This window comes from Paenibacillus crassostreae (genome assembly GCF_001857945.1).
Lineage (GTDB): Bacteria > Bacillota > Bacilli > Paenibacillales > Paenibacillaceae > Paenibacillus_AQ > Paenibacillus_AQ crassostreae.
On the sequence record NZ_CP017770.1, the window covers coordinates 1,169,819 to 1,185,443 of the forward strand.

The following is a 15,625-nucleotide window of genomic DNA, read 5'->3' on the forward strand; positions in this document are numbered from 1 at the left end:
CCTTTTAACGTTCCATCATGGCCACTGGCACCGGTGTCTGTTGAATAATACTTTGAAGGACCGCTTGTGTGTGGATATTCTCAAGACGTGACTCTGGTCGGAGCAGAATTCGATGGGACAGAATATATGGAGCAAGCGTCTTAATATCATCGGGTAGTACATAATCTCTCTCTTGAAGGAAAGCATAGGTTTTACATGCTTGCACAAAAGATAATGTTGCTCGTGGACTAGCCCCAAGCAGGATGGATGGATGTTCTCGTGTTTTACGAATGATTGCAAGCATATAATCTGCGACAACATCACTCACATGCACATGGCGAATTTCCTGCTGAATAGTAGCAATCTGCTCCATATGAGTAACAGGATTTAAATGATCTACAGGTTGTCCCATTTGGTGCTGCAACATGATATTCTTCTCAGTAACCACATCGGGATATCCTAGGTTGATCTTCATCATGAAGCGATCAAGCTGGGCCTCTGGAAGAATATATGTCCCTTCGAAATCGATTGGATTCTGTGTCGCTATAAGCATAAAGGGATGTGGAAGATCATGCGTCTCCCCATCCACCGTAACATTTCGTTCCTCCATGACTTCGAGAAGGGCAGATTGAGATTTTGTTGTAGCACGATTAATTTCATCAACTAGTAATATATTTGTCATAACCGGCCCAGGCCGGAAATAGAATTGCTGATCTTTCGGATGAAAAACAGAGACACCTGTTATATCACTTGGCAGAATATCCGGATTACATTGAATACGTCGGTATTCACCACGAATCGATTTGGCTAGTGCCTTCACCAACTGAGTTTTCCCCGTACCTGGAACATCTTCAATCAGAACATGCCCTCCTGCAAGTAGAGCAGTTAGTAGCAATTGTATCTCTAAAGATTTACCTAAAATACATGATTCCAAATTTACACGAAGAGCTGAAATAATCTGGGTAGACTCCTGAAGTATGGGCATATCGTAGTCAAACCTCCTAATTCTTACATTTAATCCATTGTACATGATGATTAGATGTAAGTATATTAGGCAGAATTCCCAAAAAGGTCGTAATCCTTTCCAAACATGCAGGCGACCGCCTTTAGACGATTATAGAATGCGGTCGCGTACTACAATTCATATCAGCTATTAATGAAAGAGACAGATCAGTACAATGACTAACAAAATAAACAACACATAGATCACAATACGTTTTTTCAACGTTAACTCCATGATATGTGCTCCTTTCTATTGCTCAGTACGTAGTATACACCCAATGTCATGTTATTCGTTCTACACCAGAATCGTGCATGTCTAGATTGTTTGGACGTGGACAATCAACAATACAAAGTTCATACTAAGACATAGAAAAACATATATGATCGAAAGGAAGTTTACTTTCATGAACCAAGAAACAATGGATTTATTTCGTCAATTAACAGAATTTCCAGCCGCATCAGGGTTTGAAAGAGAATTGCGTGCTTGGGTAAAAGAAGCCATGTCTTCATATACAGAAGAGTTTGTGCAAGACAGACTTGGAAGTCTCTTTGGTGTACTTCGTGGGGATGAGAATGGTCCTAAAGTGATGGTTGCTGGCCACTTCGATGAGGTTGGGTTTATCGTAACTGGCATTACGCCAAGTGGTATGATCCGCTTTCAACCACTTGGAGGATGGTGGAGCCAAGCAGTCTTAGCGCAACGTCTGCGGATTATTACAGACAATGACTCAATTATTGGAGTAGTTGGCTCCACTCCAACTCATCTACTAGATGAAGCTCAACGTAGCAAACCTGTAGATATTAAATCGATGTATCTTGATATTGGTGCTGATAACCAAGAAGAAGCAGAGTCCTTCGGAATTCATCCAGGACAACAAATTGTACCGATCTGTGATTTCACACCACTCGCTAACCCTAAGAAAATCATGGCTAAAGCATGGGATAATCGCTATGGTCTAGGTCTAGCCATTGAATGTTTAGAAGCACTCCACAAGGAAAAACTTCCTAATACATTGTATGTTGGTGCGACCGTGCAAGAGGAATTAGGTTTACGAGGGGCGCGTACTTCAGCTAACTTGATCCAACCAGACATCTTCTTTGCTCTAGATGCTAGTGCAGCCAATGACATGACAGGTGATAAACAAGCTTTCGGACATCTCGGTCAAGGTGCGTTGTTGCGAATCTTTGACCCTAGTATGCTTACGCACCGTGGTCTTGTTGAATACGTACAAGATACAGCAGAGACCCACAAAATTAAATATCAATATTTCGTTTCACCAGGAGGTACAGATGCAGGGCAAGTTCATCTAAGCGGTATCGGTGTACCTTCTACCGTCATCGGAATTTGTTCTCGCTATATCCACACATCTTCATCGATCATCCATACTGATGATTATGATGCAGCGAAGGAATTATTGATTACATTAGTGAAAAATCTTGATCGTACGACCTTGAATACAATCCTTGAACGAAGTTAAGAAGTGGGACAAGGAATGAACATTCATATAGAAAGATCCGATAGTAGCTTTTGAGCTGCTATCGGATCTTTTTGTGAGCTAATATACAATTTCTATCAAAGAGTATGAGTCATCTTCCCATACTTAGGTTTTTGGAGAATCCAGTTTACGCTTATTCATTACAATTAGGAATACTAGACTTAAGACAGTTCCGTATAAGAAAATGACTCCAATAGCAGAAATTTTCATCGTAAACATGATTTCATCGTAATGAGAAAGTACATATATTGAACGTTGTAATGGTGGAAGCAGGATGGAGAGCTTACTCCACCCTTCAGGAAGTGAATTCTCAATTCCCTGTGCACTAAAAGAGATTGTAATGACAAGACACAGCATTAAAAAGGATAAAAGACGGGAACGAAACAACTTGACAGTAAACCAGCAAGCTAATGAAACCCCAAGCCACGCTACAGCCGAATGATATCCAACCGCCATAAATAACTCTTCCAACGTTGGGTTCCTATCAAATTTATGAAAAACTGCAGGATAAAAAACTGCAAAAATAGTAAGAGGGAAAGTAAAACCCCAACTATAAAGCATCTTGGAAATATATAGCTTTAGCAAACTGCCTGAGTGAAGTACGGTTACCAATTCCTGATTTGGAGTCTCGATATCAATAATCGAGTAACACAGCGATGCAGATACAATAAATAAGAAAGATGTTGTAAATGCATAACTATCCATAACGGGATTAGGAACCATACTATATACAAAAATAAGTCCAAGCATAAAAACAACAGTTGGTGGCCCATAACGATATGAACGCATAAAACAGATATGTAAAAAATAGATAAGTGAGGTCATGATAGCGCATCCCTTCGTCTAAGGTAGATGATTACGCCGCCATTATTCAATAACATTAGTACAAAATCTCGGTAATCCTCCTCGAAAATAGTATACCTGTAACCTTTGTCTTCTAATGTCCAGATGACCTCTGGAAAAGAGGTTGTAAGCTCAAAATGAACCCGTTGATTAAACTGGCATTCAAGTTCGTAAAATGCAGTAAACTTTAAAGACTGTTCTGTTCCCTCTAGTAGGCGGCCTTGACGAATCCAGAAGGTACGGCTTATTAATTGTTTAGCCAAGAGGGGATCGTGTACCGCCGCTAAAATCGCTGTCCCCTGCCCTCTTAAATTTTTTAGAGAAGTAAGAAGATGCTCTATAGACTCTGTATCCAATCCCGAAAAGGGCTCGTCCAGAACGAGCAAGTCTGGCACTTTAAGGGAGGCCTGCATCAAGTTTACCTTTTGCAACATTCCCTTAGAATAGTGCAACATATTTGGACTTTTTATTGGCTCAAGATTAAATAGTTCATGCAACTCCTTAATGCGAAGGTCGAGTTGTTTATTGGAAATCCCGGCTATCTTACCCATGTGGGTCAAGTATTCCGTCGATGTCATCTTTAGTTTAGACATCCGATCAGGTGTATAGCCAATTATTAATTTTGAGTTCCTCAGTTCCCTTTCCCCTGAAGTGGGATTAATAAGACCTGCAAATATTTTTAGAAGAGTACTTTTTCCCGATCCATTGCTACCCCTAAGAATAATGCTTTCTCCTTGATTTATAGTCATCGATATAGACGAAAGAACTGTTCGTTTATCATATTGCTTAGTAATATTATTCAAAGTAACCAAAGAATCCGAGTTCAACTTTACCACCTCGTTCTCCATATTACCATAATAATACATGAGAGGTCAGATATAGAAAATTTCAATTATCATATAACAAAATCGAATCGGCTTCTTACTACAAAAGAAAAAGGACTGCAAATAGTTGCTGCCCTTAAGGTCATATACTCACCGCTTCGCCTTATAAAACTCATGATACAACTTCATCAATGCCCTTTTCTCTATCCTCGAAACATAACTCCGACTAATCCCAAGTTCTTTTGCAATTTCTCTTTGTGTCCGTTCTTCTCCACTCTGCTCGAGTCCGAACCGCCCTTTGATGACTTCCTGTTCGCGCGGATCTAAAATATCCAGATTACGATACACTTTACTTTTTTCAATCTTCAATTGAACTAGATCTGCCACGTCATCTGCTTCACTACCCAGAATGTCGATAAGAGTGATTTCGTTTCCTTCTTTATCGGTTCCTATAGGATCGTGTAGCGATACGTCCTTGCGAGTTTTCTTGAGAGATCTCAAGTGCATTAAGATTTCGTTTTCAATACACCGTGCAGCGAATGTAGCTAATTTCGTCCCTTTACCCGTTTGAAAACTTTCAATTCCTTTGATTAGTCCGATGGTTCCGATGGAGATCAGATCCTCGAGATCCTCTCCTGTGTTGTCAAACTTCTTAACGATATGCGCTACCAACCGCAAGTTATGTTCAATAAGCATATTACGTGCGTAGCCGTCCCCTTCGGCCATTAATTGTAAGTATTTGCTCTCATCCTTTTCGGATAGTGGCTGGGGAAAGGCATTATTCTTGACGTACGAGACCAGTAGTGTTAGCTGTTTAACAAACAGCGCAATCGCTGAGATCAATCCAGGCATTGAACCGAACACCCCCAAGTTGGTTTCCATTAGACAGGAAGCCACTGGCCCCCGATCTAGACGAACATTGAAGTCTGTTCTTTAGTCTATGTGGGCGACGGCCTAGAAGTGCATGTACGGGAAAACGAGGATATAAAATAAAGCCTCCATTGGGTATGAAGACTTTATCTATTATTAACTTATTTACAATTTCATTTTATTACGATAGGGTTTCTTATATCGACAGTTAAAGTATATTTCGGTATTTTTATAATCCTATTTTTTTAATATGTTAACGAAGGATCAATCATGGAAGAAATCGTCTACTCTAAGGCTATTAGTATGAATGTAACTACTTACCAAATACTAAATGATAAAGGAGAACAACTAGTATCTTTACTCCAACAGTTCTTTGATCAGTTTTTAAGTTACATTCATGAAGACTTAGAAATTCATATTGATACTCCACCAATCTATTGCTTAGAGAAGTTCCCTCATTTACTTGTACTATTATTTCATAGTACGCGAACATCTCATCAATGACAGGTACGTGTAAATCAACAACTAGCTGTACACAATAGATAGGAAGATCGGGTTGGAGCTAGTATAAAGTAGTGGACACAAAAAGGAGGACTGCTAAAATAATATTGAAAGGTTGTGTCCAACTATGGGAACCAAGCAAGGAAGATATAGTGATGAGTTCAAAGCAATGATCGTTGAACTCCATCGTAAAGGGAAAACAGCATCCGAAATTATGAGCGAATATGGTCTAAGCAAAACGGCGATTTACAAATGGATTAATGAAGGTAATGTAGACAAAGAACAGATCTCCGTCGTAGAGGTCAAAAAGTTCAATTCCAGAATTAAAGAACTTGAAGAGGAAAACGAGATCCTAAAAAAAGCTATGACCATATTCGCCAAAAGATAAGTGTTCGTGAGGTTGTGGATGTAGCCGTATCCCAATCTGACAAACATAGCAAAAGTAAGTTGTGTCAGGTGCTAGGGATTGGACGTAGCAGCTACTATTACTGTACTCAAAAACGCCCTGAAGGTCGCTTGAAGCAAGAGAACAATCAGTTGAGACAAGAGATCATCCGGATCTATCACGAACAAGATGGTGTCTATGGAGCGCCTAAAATTAGAGAAGAACTTCTTAACCTACAACTCTCATTTAAAGTAAGTGAGAAACGAGTACAACGGATTATGAGAAGCCTGGGACTCCGACCTGTGGTGATCAAAAAATACAGACCCTACAGGCGAAAACCTCTTGAAGCGAGACTTTAAGGTAAGTAAGAGAAATAACAAATGGGTAAGTGACATCACCTATATCCACGTTCTTAATAAGGGTTGGTGCTATTTAGCTTCGATTATGGACTTATCTACAAAAAAAATTGTTGGTTGGTGTTTCAGTGAAACAATGGATAAAGCCTGTGTGTTATCTGCACTTCATCAATCTGTATCCACTCAGAAGCCTGCTAAGGGAGTTATCCTCCATTTAGATCGAGGCACAGTCAATATACGAGTCATGAGTATCGAAAAGAGCTCAAGGCACTGTGAATAAGGCAGTCCTTTTCGGCCAAGGGTTGTCCCTATGATAATGCTCCCATTGAAAGTTTCCATGCCATATTAAAGATGGAAAGGGTCTATCGAACGGTCTTTACTTCATTTGAAGATGCTCGTATAAGGCTATTCCAATATATAGAGGGTCGCTATAATCGTAATCGCATTCATTCTGCTATTGGGTATAAAACTCCCCAGCAGATGGAAGATTTCTTGTCCCTATCCGCCTAATATAGTCTTTCTTTTTGTGTCCAGTCTATTGATAGAGGTCCAGTATCGATAGCGACCACGGTACTTACCGTTACGCTTCACACTCCTGCTTCCACAATGAAGGCAAGCCAAACCACCCGAGAACTTTGTTTCTCGAATATCACTAAGCAACCCCTGATCATTAACCTTTTTAATTTTCTTGCTAAGGAAAAAGCAACTGGCTCTAATCAGTTGCTTTTCATTGAAGTCGGAATCAGTGATTAGCTTGGGTGAATCCTATGCACAGATGGTAACTCATGAGGTAATAGAGGGATAATACAGGGGAACGCAAGGTGAACTCCAGTACGGGGTCGTTCTCCTTTGCTTTTGTTCAATGTAGATTAAGCGACGTACCAACGTATCGGCATAATGAATGAAACTAATTCTGGATTAAGTTTTTTTGCCAAGCCGTATTCGTACATCGCATGCTTGCTCTTCTAAAAGTTAATACGACAGACAGATAAGCAAAAAGTTTGATTACGCGTTTTTTATCCGTTTTTCTTCATTCGGTACTGCCCGGGTGTCATGCCTTTCTGCTTGCGGAACAGCCGGATAAAATACGAGGGATGATACCCGACCGACTCGGCGATCTCGTTCACTTTGAGATCGGTCGTGCACAGCAGCTCGCAGCCCCGTTCAAGACGAAGTTCCATCACATAATCGACGAAGTTTTTGCCATGTGCCTGCTTGAATGAGCGGCTGAGCGTATAAGAACTGACGCCAAAACGTTCCGCGCAGCTCTCCAGCGAGAAATCTGCCGTATAATCACGTTCGAGCTCCTCCTTAACTCGTTCCGCGAGACGATCAGTATACAGCCGCTCGGAGCCGTCAATCCCGCGGCAATAAGGTTCCAATACCTGTGTACGCACAAAGGCGGCCATCGCTTTAGGCTGACGTATAGTGGCAAGACGTTCATACAGTCCCATACGGTCGACGTTCTCGGATTGAGCGCCGTTTTCCATCATCGTGTGTAGCAGACTGCCGAGCAAACGCAAAGTCAGATTACGCATTTCCGGATTCGAGGCCGTTCGGCGCGCCAGCTCATCGATAAATTCATCCGTCAGCTCGGCCGCTTCCTCGATTTGGCCAAGTTTGACGCAGCGGAGCAACTCACGTTCGAGCTCGAGTGGATAAGTACTCTGCTCATCTACTAGATCCGGCATCCCTTCGTCGAGATGCAGAACCCGACAATCTTCGTCGTGCGGAATATGACGCAGCGCACCTCGCAGGGAATGAAGCAGCTCCGGCACTTCCAGAATTTCGGAGGCACTGCCTATGCACACCAAGGTTTGTAGCCGAAGCACAGAGCGTACCGTGCCCGCCAACTCTCCCGCCAGCGTTTTCCACAGTGCGATCAGTGGCTGTCCATCGCTTTCTTCATTTGCAGCATCACCTTGGATCTTTCCGGCTGAACTTTGCAAACCGTGCATATATTCTCGATCCGTCTCGGCCGTAACGCAGCTTTCATCTATGGAATAAGGAATCAGTACGACAGCGGTCGAATCCTGAAAGTTCACAACGATTGCACGTTTCATACGCTGCTCCACAAATTCACGGGCTACGTTGGCTGCAGCGAACGTCATCAGCAGTTCATCTTTTTCATGGAACTTCGATTCCGGCGTAGATAGCACCCCGATCTGCATCAAGAAAACTGACAGCCGCTCGTCGGGATGGATCGACCATCCGAATCTTTCCATTCGCGATAGCAGTTCCCGCTCGCTCAATGTCTGATAATGCCCCTGCATCAGCTGTATCAAAAAGGCGGATCTCAATTCGGGATACGTGTGTTCGAGCCGGGCTTCGGCTTCTTTTTTGGCGTCAGCCAGACCGCGCCAACTCGTCTCGATATAATCCAGCTCGTCGTATGGATGCATGGCGTTCTCTATTCCGGTACCGCCAGGTCCGTTTTTGGACCGCTGGCTTATGCGGGTTTTTCGAAGCAGCCCGCTCAGGGCTTTTTCTTTTTCAGACTTTTCTGCCGTCCCGGCAGCCCTGTCCGCCGGTAAAAACTGGCTGCCGAGGATTTCTACCAATCGACCGATCGGCCGGTGCAACCGATGCGAAGCCAACCAGGCGACCAACAGCGCCAGTAGCATACCGGCCAAACTGACACCCAACAGCGAACGTGAGAGCAGCACGACAGGGCGAGTTAGCGCTTCTAAAGGCGACACTATCACATAAGTCCATTCGACCCCCGGACGCTGCAGTTGGCTATGGGAGACGGAGTAGGTTTTGCCATGCCATTTGAACAGATAAGAGTCCGGTGTGTCCGAGACCTGAGTTCGAAGCTCTTCACGCAGCGTGGATTCGAAAGTCGGGGTTCGCATCGGATCGTCCGACGGCACATCCGACATGCGGATTAAGGGTGATCCGGAACTTGCATATAGAAACGAAGCGCCTTTATCATCGAACGATGCCCGGCGCATCCGTTCTTCAATCTGATCTCTGTTCAGGTTTAATAGAAGAGCTCCATAAGGATCTCCGTAACTGGGCAGCTTCCGGACCAATACGACCTCTCCGTTCTCGGAAGCCGTCCAGCGAAAATCATCCAGCCAATACAAAGCGGACGGGGCATCGATAATATTTTGAAACCGCTTACTATCTTCTGTGAACGAAATCTTCCTTATCCCGTCTGTATCCGACAGCAAAAGCGGCTCGTTGCGAGCAATCAGCAGCTTTGCATCTTTCAGCTCAGGATATGACGCCTTCATCAGTCCCAGAAAGCGATACAGCTCTTGGGTTCTCTGGTATTCCATACGAAGATCTGCTCTTCTCAGATCGCCGTCAAGTCTCGGATCTACTGACCAACGGGCCGCAGACTGTTCCACCTGCACGAACAGTTCGTCCATACTTTTTGCCGATCGTTCAACGAGTGTCCGGTGGCTGCTCATCACCTCGCGTTCAATATGCTCGGTACCGAGCACATAAGACGAGAAACCGATAACCGCTGTCGGGATGCTCGACATGCACAGCGCCAGAATCAGGCTGTAACGATAAAAACGTCCTTTTCCTTCCCGGCTTCGACTCAGCAACCGAAAATTATGCCAGCTTCGAATATCAGTCACTCCCCTTCCCCCGTTTTCTCTAAAAAACTATTAACAGTCTACACACTACATAATTTTATGAAAAAAAGGGAATAACTACAAGATAGCCCCCGTTTCGGAGGCTTTCCTGTTTACATTCTTCTTTTTCGGAATGACTCCTCCAGCCGCTTATTGCGCCGCTTGACGGGCGACATAAGCCTGGTTCAGCTCATCCGTAATTTTTTGCAGATCCGAATCGTTTTTCAATTTCTCGACATAATTGTCCCAATCCGACAGCGACTGCTTGCCGAGTATAATTTTGGTTTTCATATCCTGAAGATTCTTCGCCAGCTCAGGTCCCACCGAAATATTCGTTTCCGAATACAATCCAATCGCTTTGTCAGGAACACTTATTTCCGCACGCTCATCGATAATCTTTTTGTTCCGATCCAAGATCTCCTGCGGCATACCGCCCCGATACGCGCGCATATATTTGTCATAATACATGAAGATTTGACCAAGTGCCTGCGAGGCAACGATATCGGTCTTGGCCTGCTCCGTCGCCAGCTTGATTCCGTTCTCTTCGGTATAATGAACGCCTTCCAGACCGTAGCTGGCCAGCGTTCCGCCTTCTTCCGACGCGCCGTAGTCCATCAGTTCAAGCAGTTTTTTCATTTTTTCTTCCGATACCGTTTTGGGAATCACGAACATCCCGAAGAATCCGCCGTCTTTGTTGGTCCAGCCGTTCATCGAGGTGAGCGGCAGAAAATCCGCGTCCGGGTTGCTCTTCAAATTCGCTTCCATCGGCTCCCACGCTGCTTCGACGGTGTTGACGGCGGCGCCCGCACGGCCCGCATTCAGTTGGTCCTTGGTCTGGCTCTCTTTCAGAACGGCGAGATCTTCCGAAATCAACCCTTCAGCATAAGCTTTGCTCAACCATTCCAGACCCTCGCGCATTTCCGGCATCAGGTTAACGTTGACCAGCTTGCCGTCGACATCTTTCCAATCTCCGGTATTTTGTGTGAATGCGCTGACGATTGCCCCATAGCTGCCGATATTATTTTGATTGACCAATCCTGTGAATCCGATCGTATCGTCTTTACCGTTGCCATCTGGATCGTTTTTCGTAAATGCATTGAGCACTTCGTAAAATTCGTCTGTCGTTTCCGGAATTTCCATGCCTACATTGTCCAGCCAGTCTTTACGCAGGAACAGGAATGGGCCTCCTTCGACCGGACGTACCCGAGGAATCCCGTAGTTTTTGCCGTCGGCCTGCTTGGTGTTTATCCAAGACTCTTCCGGAAATCCCGACAGGTTAGGGTAGTCTTGAATATAAGACGTCAGATCCCAGAATGCGCCCTGCTGCACCATAGTACGTACCTGAGCCGAGAAGGGATCGTCGACCAGCATCAGATCGGGAATTTCGCCCGACGCCAACGTAACGTTTACCTTGTCGGCGTAGCTGTTCGGCGATACCCACGTGATATTGAGATCGGTATTCGTTTTCTTCTCGATCTCTTGAACGATTACATTGTCTGCTCCGGGCGGTTCAGGTGTAAAATACATCGACATGATGCTGATCGGCATCGGCTTTCCATCTTCCGGCACGCCGGACGCCGCATTTTTACTGCCACAGGCCGCTGTAACCAGGGACAGCGCCATAATGGACACCAACCCCAATTTTGTTCCCATTTTCTTACTCATTTGAATCTCCCCTTTTATTCGGATAGATAATTAATTTTGCCTGTACCTGCGCTTACTCTTTCACCGAACCGACCATCGCGCCTTTTGCGAAATGTTTTTGCAAAAATGGATAGACCATCAAGATCGGAACGGTTGCGATTACAACGGCGGCCATTTTCAATGTTTCCGACGGAATCTGCTGCTCGGCGGTCATCTCGACCGCTGCCGTTCCTCCCGACGCCGTCGACGAGTCGATCAGCATGTTTTGCAGTAGGACTTGAAGAGGCTGCTTGTTGAAATCGTTGATATAGAGCAACGCAGTGAAGAAGGTGTTCCAGTACGCTACGGCGTAAAATAGGCCAAATGCGGCCAGCGACGGCAGTGACAGCGGCAGAATGATACGCCACCAGACGCCGATATCGTTGCAGCCGTCGATACGTGCTGCTTCTTCCAGGCTGGTCGGGATACTGTCAAAGAAACCTTTCATCAATAATACATACCACCCGCTGGTCAGCGCCGGCAGAATCAACGACCAGATACTGTTGATCAAATTGAGATCACGGATTAACAGGTACGGCGGAATAATACCGGGATTGAAAAGCGTTGTCAGCAGAATCAACAACATCATCACCCGCCGCCCCTGCAGTCGTCTTCGCGACAGGGCATAAGAGAGACAGGATGTCACAAATAAACTGAGAACCGTGCCGACGGTAGCCAAAAATGCACTGTTGCCCATTGCACGCATAAAAGAATCGGTGGACAACAAATATCGGTAAGAATCGAGACTCCACTTTTTCGGGAAAAGCGTCGCTTTGTTGCGAATGAATTCTGCCGGGTCGCTGAACGACACGACCAGCACGTAATACAAAGGAAACAACGTGACCAGACCAATCACAATCAGAAAAAATAGATTGGTCGCATTGAATAGACGATCGTTTTTGGACTGGAGCATAAAACACTCGCGCCTCCTTTCATTTCTTCAAACCGGTTGGAACTTCCTATGAACCTTTTTTTAATAAACGCCGTCTTCGCCGAATTTCTTGGCTAGCTTGTTCGCTCCGACAACCAGGATCAGACCTACAAGCGATTTGAACACGCCGACAGCAGTACTGAAACTGAGTTGACCCTGCTTGATACCAAGCCGGTACACATAAGTATCGAATACATCTGCAACTTCGGATACGGCGCCGTTCGTCATCAAGAAGACTTGCTCGAAGCCAACGTCCATAATATGTCCAATCCGCAAAATAAGTAGGATGATTACGACCGAACGGATGCCCGGCAAAGTAATATGCCAGATCTGCCGGAAGCGTCCCGCTCCGTCGATCTTCGCTGCTTCGTTCAACTGAGGATCGATCCCGGCCATCGCGGCAAGGAACAATACCGTACCCCAGCCTGCATCTTTCCAGATCGACTGGACCGTCAGCAGACCCCAGAAGTAATTGGAATTGGTCAAAAAGTCGATTTTGTTCAGACCGGCCGCCACCAGAAGCTGATTGATGATGCCTTCACCGGTAGACAGAAGAAGAAACGTAATGCCGACGATAATGACCCAAGACAGAAAATGCGGCAGATATACGATCGACTGGATCGTTTTACGGAACTTGTTGCCGCGCAGCTCGTTCATCATGACCGATAACAAAATTGGCAGTGGGAAGAAAAAGACCAGCGACAGCAAATTGATCGCCATCGTGTTTCGGAACAAGATCAGAAAGTCGGGATTCGAAAAGAAACGGATGTAATGTTCGAAACCGACCCACGGACTTGCCCACATACCCTGATAAGGCGAATAATCTTGAAATGAGATCACGATTCCCCACATTGGCACGTACTTAAATAGGATAAAGAACACGATGCCCGGCAGCGCAAGCAGATACAAAAAGCGATCGCGCTTGACGCCGTTCCAGATACTTCGTCTTCGCTCCGTAGCCAGGCTCTTTTTGTATGCGCTTTCTATTTTTGTTTTGCCGGCTGTGTCCATTTGGGAATCCATATTCCCCACACCTCCATCTGCTGGTTTACCGATCACCCGGATCATCCGTACCGGCATGCTTAGGAGCGGTTAATGTCAGCATAGGGGCTGAGAAGGTTTCCGGCAATCGACGCTTTTTGCGGCAATCTATTTAACGAAGTAAAGGCGTATCATATATTGTGTGCGCTAACGAAAACCAAGAAGAAAAAGTCCGAAAACAAGCTAATCCTCCTTCGAATTTCCGGGCATTGACCTTTCTTGCAAACGTTATCAATTCGCTTAACTTCGCGGATTACGGCATCTTTTCACCTCTGAAGTCGATAAAGTGTACCCTATTTAAATTGAATCACCTACTTCAACGTGACGCATACAGCTTCACATCCTCTAGCAGGAAGCATGGCGCCCCGTGCTTCCTGCTGAGACACTTCCAAAGGCTAGCTTTCCTTATTTATCAGAGAATCGCGGACAAGTCTCCTGCGATCGGACACACGAAGAGCGAAGGGTGGAATCGCTCTCATCCCTCTCCGCTTCCGCCGCTTTTGAGGAACACGTACATCTGCCGATCTTCGTCTGTCTGATAGTCGTTGATGCCTCCCTCGACAAGGAACGTCTCTACCGCCAGTTTAGCGCTTTCCAGATCGTAGCTTTCTCTTACACTGAGCGAAAGTGCGCACGGATTGTCCACATACACTATTTGGGTCTCTTAATTAAGTGACAGCACGAAGCCTGTACTCATTGATACGATCAACGTTACGACAGTCATCAGGAATATGATTCTAACATTGTCTTTAATCTTGTAAGTCAGTTCTGAAATCCACAGCAGATTCGTCCGTGCCCATACGAATGCCGGCTACGTTTGAGCGTCCGCATGAACCGCTGATAAAGATCATAAAAGTTTCTTGAATCCGTTATAAGTATAAGTTTTTTATGGAACCGCTTACATTGATGGAGAAATAAAAAAGCTCATGTTGGTTTCGCTTCTTATAAAATGGAATAATAATAATTAGACCATTATACAGCAGAAACCAATACAAGCATTTACTCTACCAGAAGCGATCTCGGTAACCCATCAACAAGGAGATTCCTTCCGTAAAGTAATAATCTCCGTAAATCAATGGGACATCGACATTTTGCTTTCCGGGGTAATTACTCGTTCCATGTAATATAAGACCTTCCTCAGTTTCCGATTCCCAGGCTCCATAATTTGTATATAATGAATGCAGTATTTTTTTCGCGCTTTCTCTATAGATCCTTGCCTCGTCTCCGTCAACCTGGTCTGCTAAAAGCAGAAGCCCACAAGCTGCGCAGGCTCCAGCCGATGAGTCACGGATCGTAGAGGCCTCTTCAGGCGAACGGAAATCCCAAACAGGAACATGATCTTCTGGTAAATTAGCTAAAAAGAATTGAGCCGTTTTTTGGGCGGCATTCAAGTATTGTTGGTTGCCTGTGTAATGATAGCTCAAGCTCATACCATAGATCGCCCATGCCGCTCCGCGTGACCATGCCGATTCAGGTGAGTAGCCTTGTCCTCCCTTCACTTCAAGCTTTTCTCCGGTATCGGGGTCAAAAGATACGATATGGGCAACCGATCCATCAGCCCGATAAAAATGCTTCAACACGGTATCTGCATGCTTGGTTGCGACGTACTTGTATCGCGGATCTCCTGTTGTGCTTGATGCCCAATACAACAGTGGCAGATTCATCAGACAGTCGATAATGGCCCAACCTGCAAGATCTTTACCATTCCACGCACGGATGAAGTTGCCTTGGACGTTAAAGCGCGCAGCGAGAAGATTGGCGGCAAGTAAAGCCCTTCGCTTTGAATCATCTGTTTCTAAAATCTTATATCTTGCTCCACTTGTTAGAGTCCACATGAAACCAATATCGTGATCTATTGTATTGGAATCGGTCAATAAAACATCCAACTGGCGCTCGCATGATTCTGCGGATGCTTTAATATCCTCATCTTGCGTATCTCGATAAATAAGCCACAGCAATCCAGGCCAGAAGCCAGCAGTCCACCAGGAGGCTCGTTCCAATTGGTATTCTCCATTTTGACTTGCATGGGGGAATCCATCTCCGATGCGCTGATGAACACGCATCACTTTTGCCTTCGTTTGATTCCATGCTTCTTGTACCCAATTTGTTTCGACCGTCATCCAT

At 45.0% G+C, this 15,625-nt stretch carries 11 protein-coding genes and 2 pseudogenes; 3 read left to right on the forward strand and 10 right to left on the reverse strand.

The window, feature by feature from the left end:
* Nucleotides 1–4: 4 nt before the first annotated feature.
* Nucleotides 5–964, reverse strand: coding sequence for an AAA family ATPase (locus LPB68_RS05765; RefSeq protein ID WP_068659333.1), 960 nt, complete (start codon nt 962–964; stop codon nt 5–7).
* Nucleotides 965–1,385: 421 nt separating this feature from the next.
* Here LPB68_RS05765 and LPB68_RS05770 point away from each other — a divergent pair, with 421 nt between their 5' ends.
* A complete protein-coding gene (locus tag LPB68_RS05770; protein WP_068659331.1) occupies nt 1,386–2,459 on the forward strand; it encodes a M42 family metallopeptidase in 1,074 nt (357 codons plus the stop codon).
* A 123-nt stretch (nt 2,460–2,582) separates the two neighbouring features.
* Here the strand turns inward: LPB68_RS05770 and LPB68_RS05775 are convergent, their stop codons facing one another.
* The 3 genes from LPB68_RS05775 to sigK all read right to left on the reverse strand — a co-directional run bounded on the left by LPB68_RS05775 (nt 2,583) and on the right by sigK (nt 4,996).
* On the reverse strand, nt 2,583–3,302 hold the full coding sequence (locus tag LPB68_RS05775; RefSeq protein WP_068659329.1) for a hypothetical protein: 720 nt from the start codon (nt 3,300–3,302) through the stop codon (nt 2,583–2,585).
* Nucleotides 3,299–4,147 carry an ATP-binding cassette domain-containing protein gene (locus tag LPB68_RS05780; RefSeq protein ID WP_068659327.1) on the reverse strand — a complete coding sequence of 283 codons (849 nt, stop codon included), beginning with the start codon at nt 4,145–4,147 and terminating at the stop codon, nt 3,299–3,301. Before LPB68_RS05780 ends, LPB68_RS05775 begins: the two co-directional genes overlap by 4 nt.
* A 147-nt stretch (nt 4,148–4,294) precedes the next feature.
* Complete coding sequence (sigK, locus tag LPB68_RS05785; protein WP_071193205.1) at nt 4,295–4,996, reverse strand: RNA polymerase sporulation sigma factor SigK; 702 nt, start codon at nt 4,994–4,996, stop codon at nt 4,295–4,297.
* A gap of 288 nt (nt 4,997–5,284) precedes the next feature.
* On the opposite strand from sigK, the gene LPB68_RS05790 reads away from it, so the two are divergent.
* Both LPB68_RS05790 and LPB68_RS05800 read left to right on the forward strand, forming a co-directional pair.
* On the forward strand, nt 5,285–5,518 hold the full coding sequence (locus LPB68_RS05790; protein ID WP_068658888.1) for a hypothetical protein: 234 nt from the start codon (nt 5,285–5,287) through the stop codon (nt 5,516–5,518).
* A gap of 124 nt (nt 5,519–5,642) precedes the next feature.
* Nucleotides 5,643–6,766, forward strand: a pseudogene (locus tag LPB68_RS05800) (IS3 family transposase).
* A gap of 42 nt (nt 6,767–6,808) precedes the next feature.
* Here the strand turns inward: LPB68_RS05800 and LPB68_RS23850 are convergent.
* The 6 genes and pseudogenes from LPB68_RS23850 to LPB68_RS05825 form a co-directional block, all read right to left on the reverse strand.
* Nucleotides 6,809–6,904: pseudogene (locus LPB68_RS23850) on the reverse strand (transposase-like zinc-binding domain-containing protein); the annotation flags it as partial.
* 368 nt (nt 6,905–7,272) lie between these two features.
* A complete protein-coding gene (locus LPB68_RS05805) occupies nt 7,273–9,849 on the reverse strand; it encodes an AraC family transcriptional regulator (RefSeq protein WP_068658893.1) in 2,577 nt (858 codons plus the stop codon).
* A 147-nt stretch (nt 9,850–9,996) separates the two neighbouring features.
* Entirely contained in the window at nt 9,997–11,511 is a 1,515-nt protein-coding gene (locus LPB68_RS05810; protein ID WP_232510239.1) for an extracellular solute-binding protein, read from the reverse strand.
* A gap of 52 nt (nt 11,512–11,563) precedes the next feature.
* Nucleotides 11,564–12,442 carry a carbohydrate ABC transporter permease gene (locus LPB68_RS05815; RefSeq protein WP_068658895.1) on the reverse strand — a complete coding sequence of 293 codons (879 nt, stop codon included), beginning with the start codon at nt 12,440–12,442 and terminating at the stop codon, nt 11,564–11,566.
* 60 nt (nt 12,443–12,502) lie between these two features.
* Nucleotides 12,503–13,483 (reverse strand): ABC transporter permease, encoded by a 981-nt coding sequence (locus tag LPB68_RS05820; RefSeq protein ID WP_068658898.1) that lies wholly within the window; start codon nt 13,481–13,483, stop codon nt 12,503–12,505.
* Nucleotides 13,484–14,505: 1,022 nt separating this feature from the next.
* Nucleotides 14,506–15,621, reverse strand: a complete 1,116-nt coding sequence (locus LPB68_RS05825; protein ID WP_068658899.1) for a glycoside hydrolase family 88 protein — start codon at nt 15,619–15,621, stop codon at nt 14,506–14,508.
* Between the last annotated feature and the right edge of the window lie 4 nt (nt 15,622–15,625).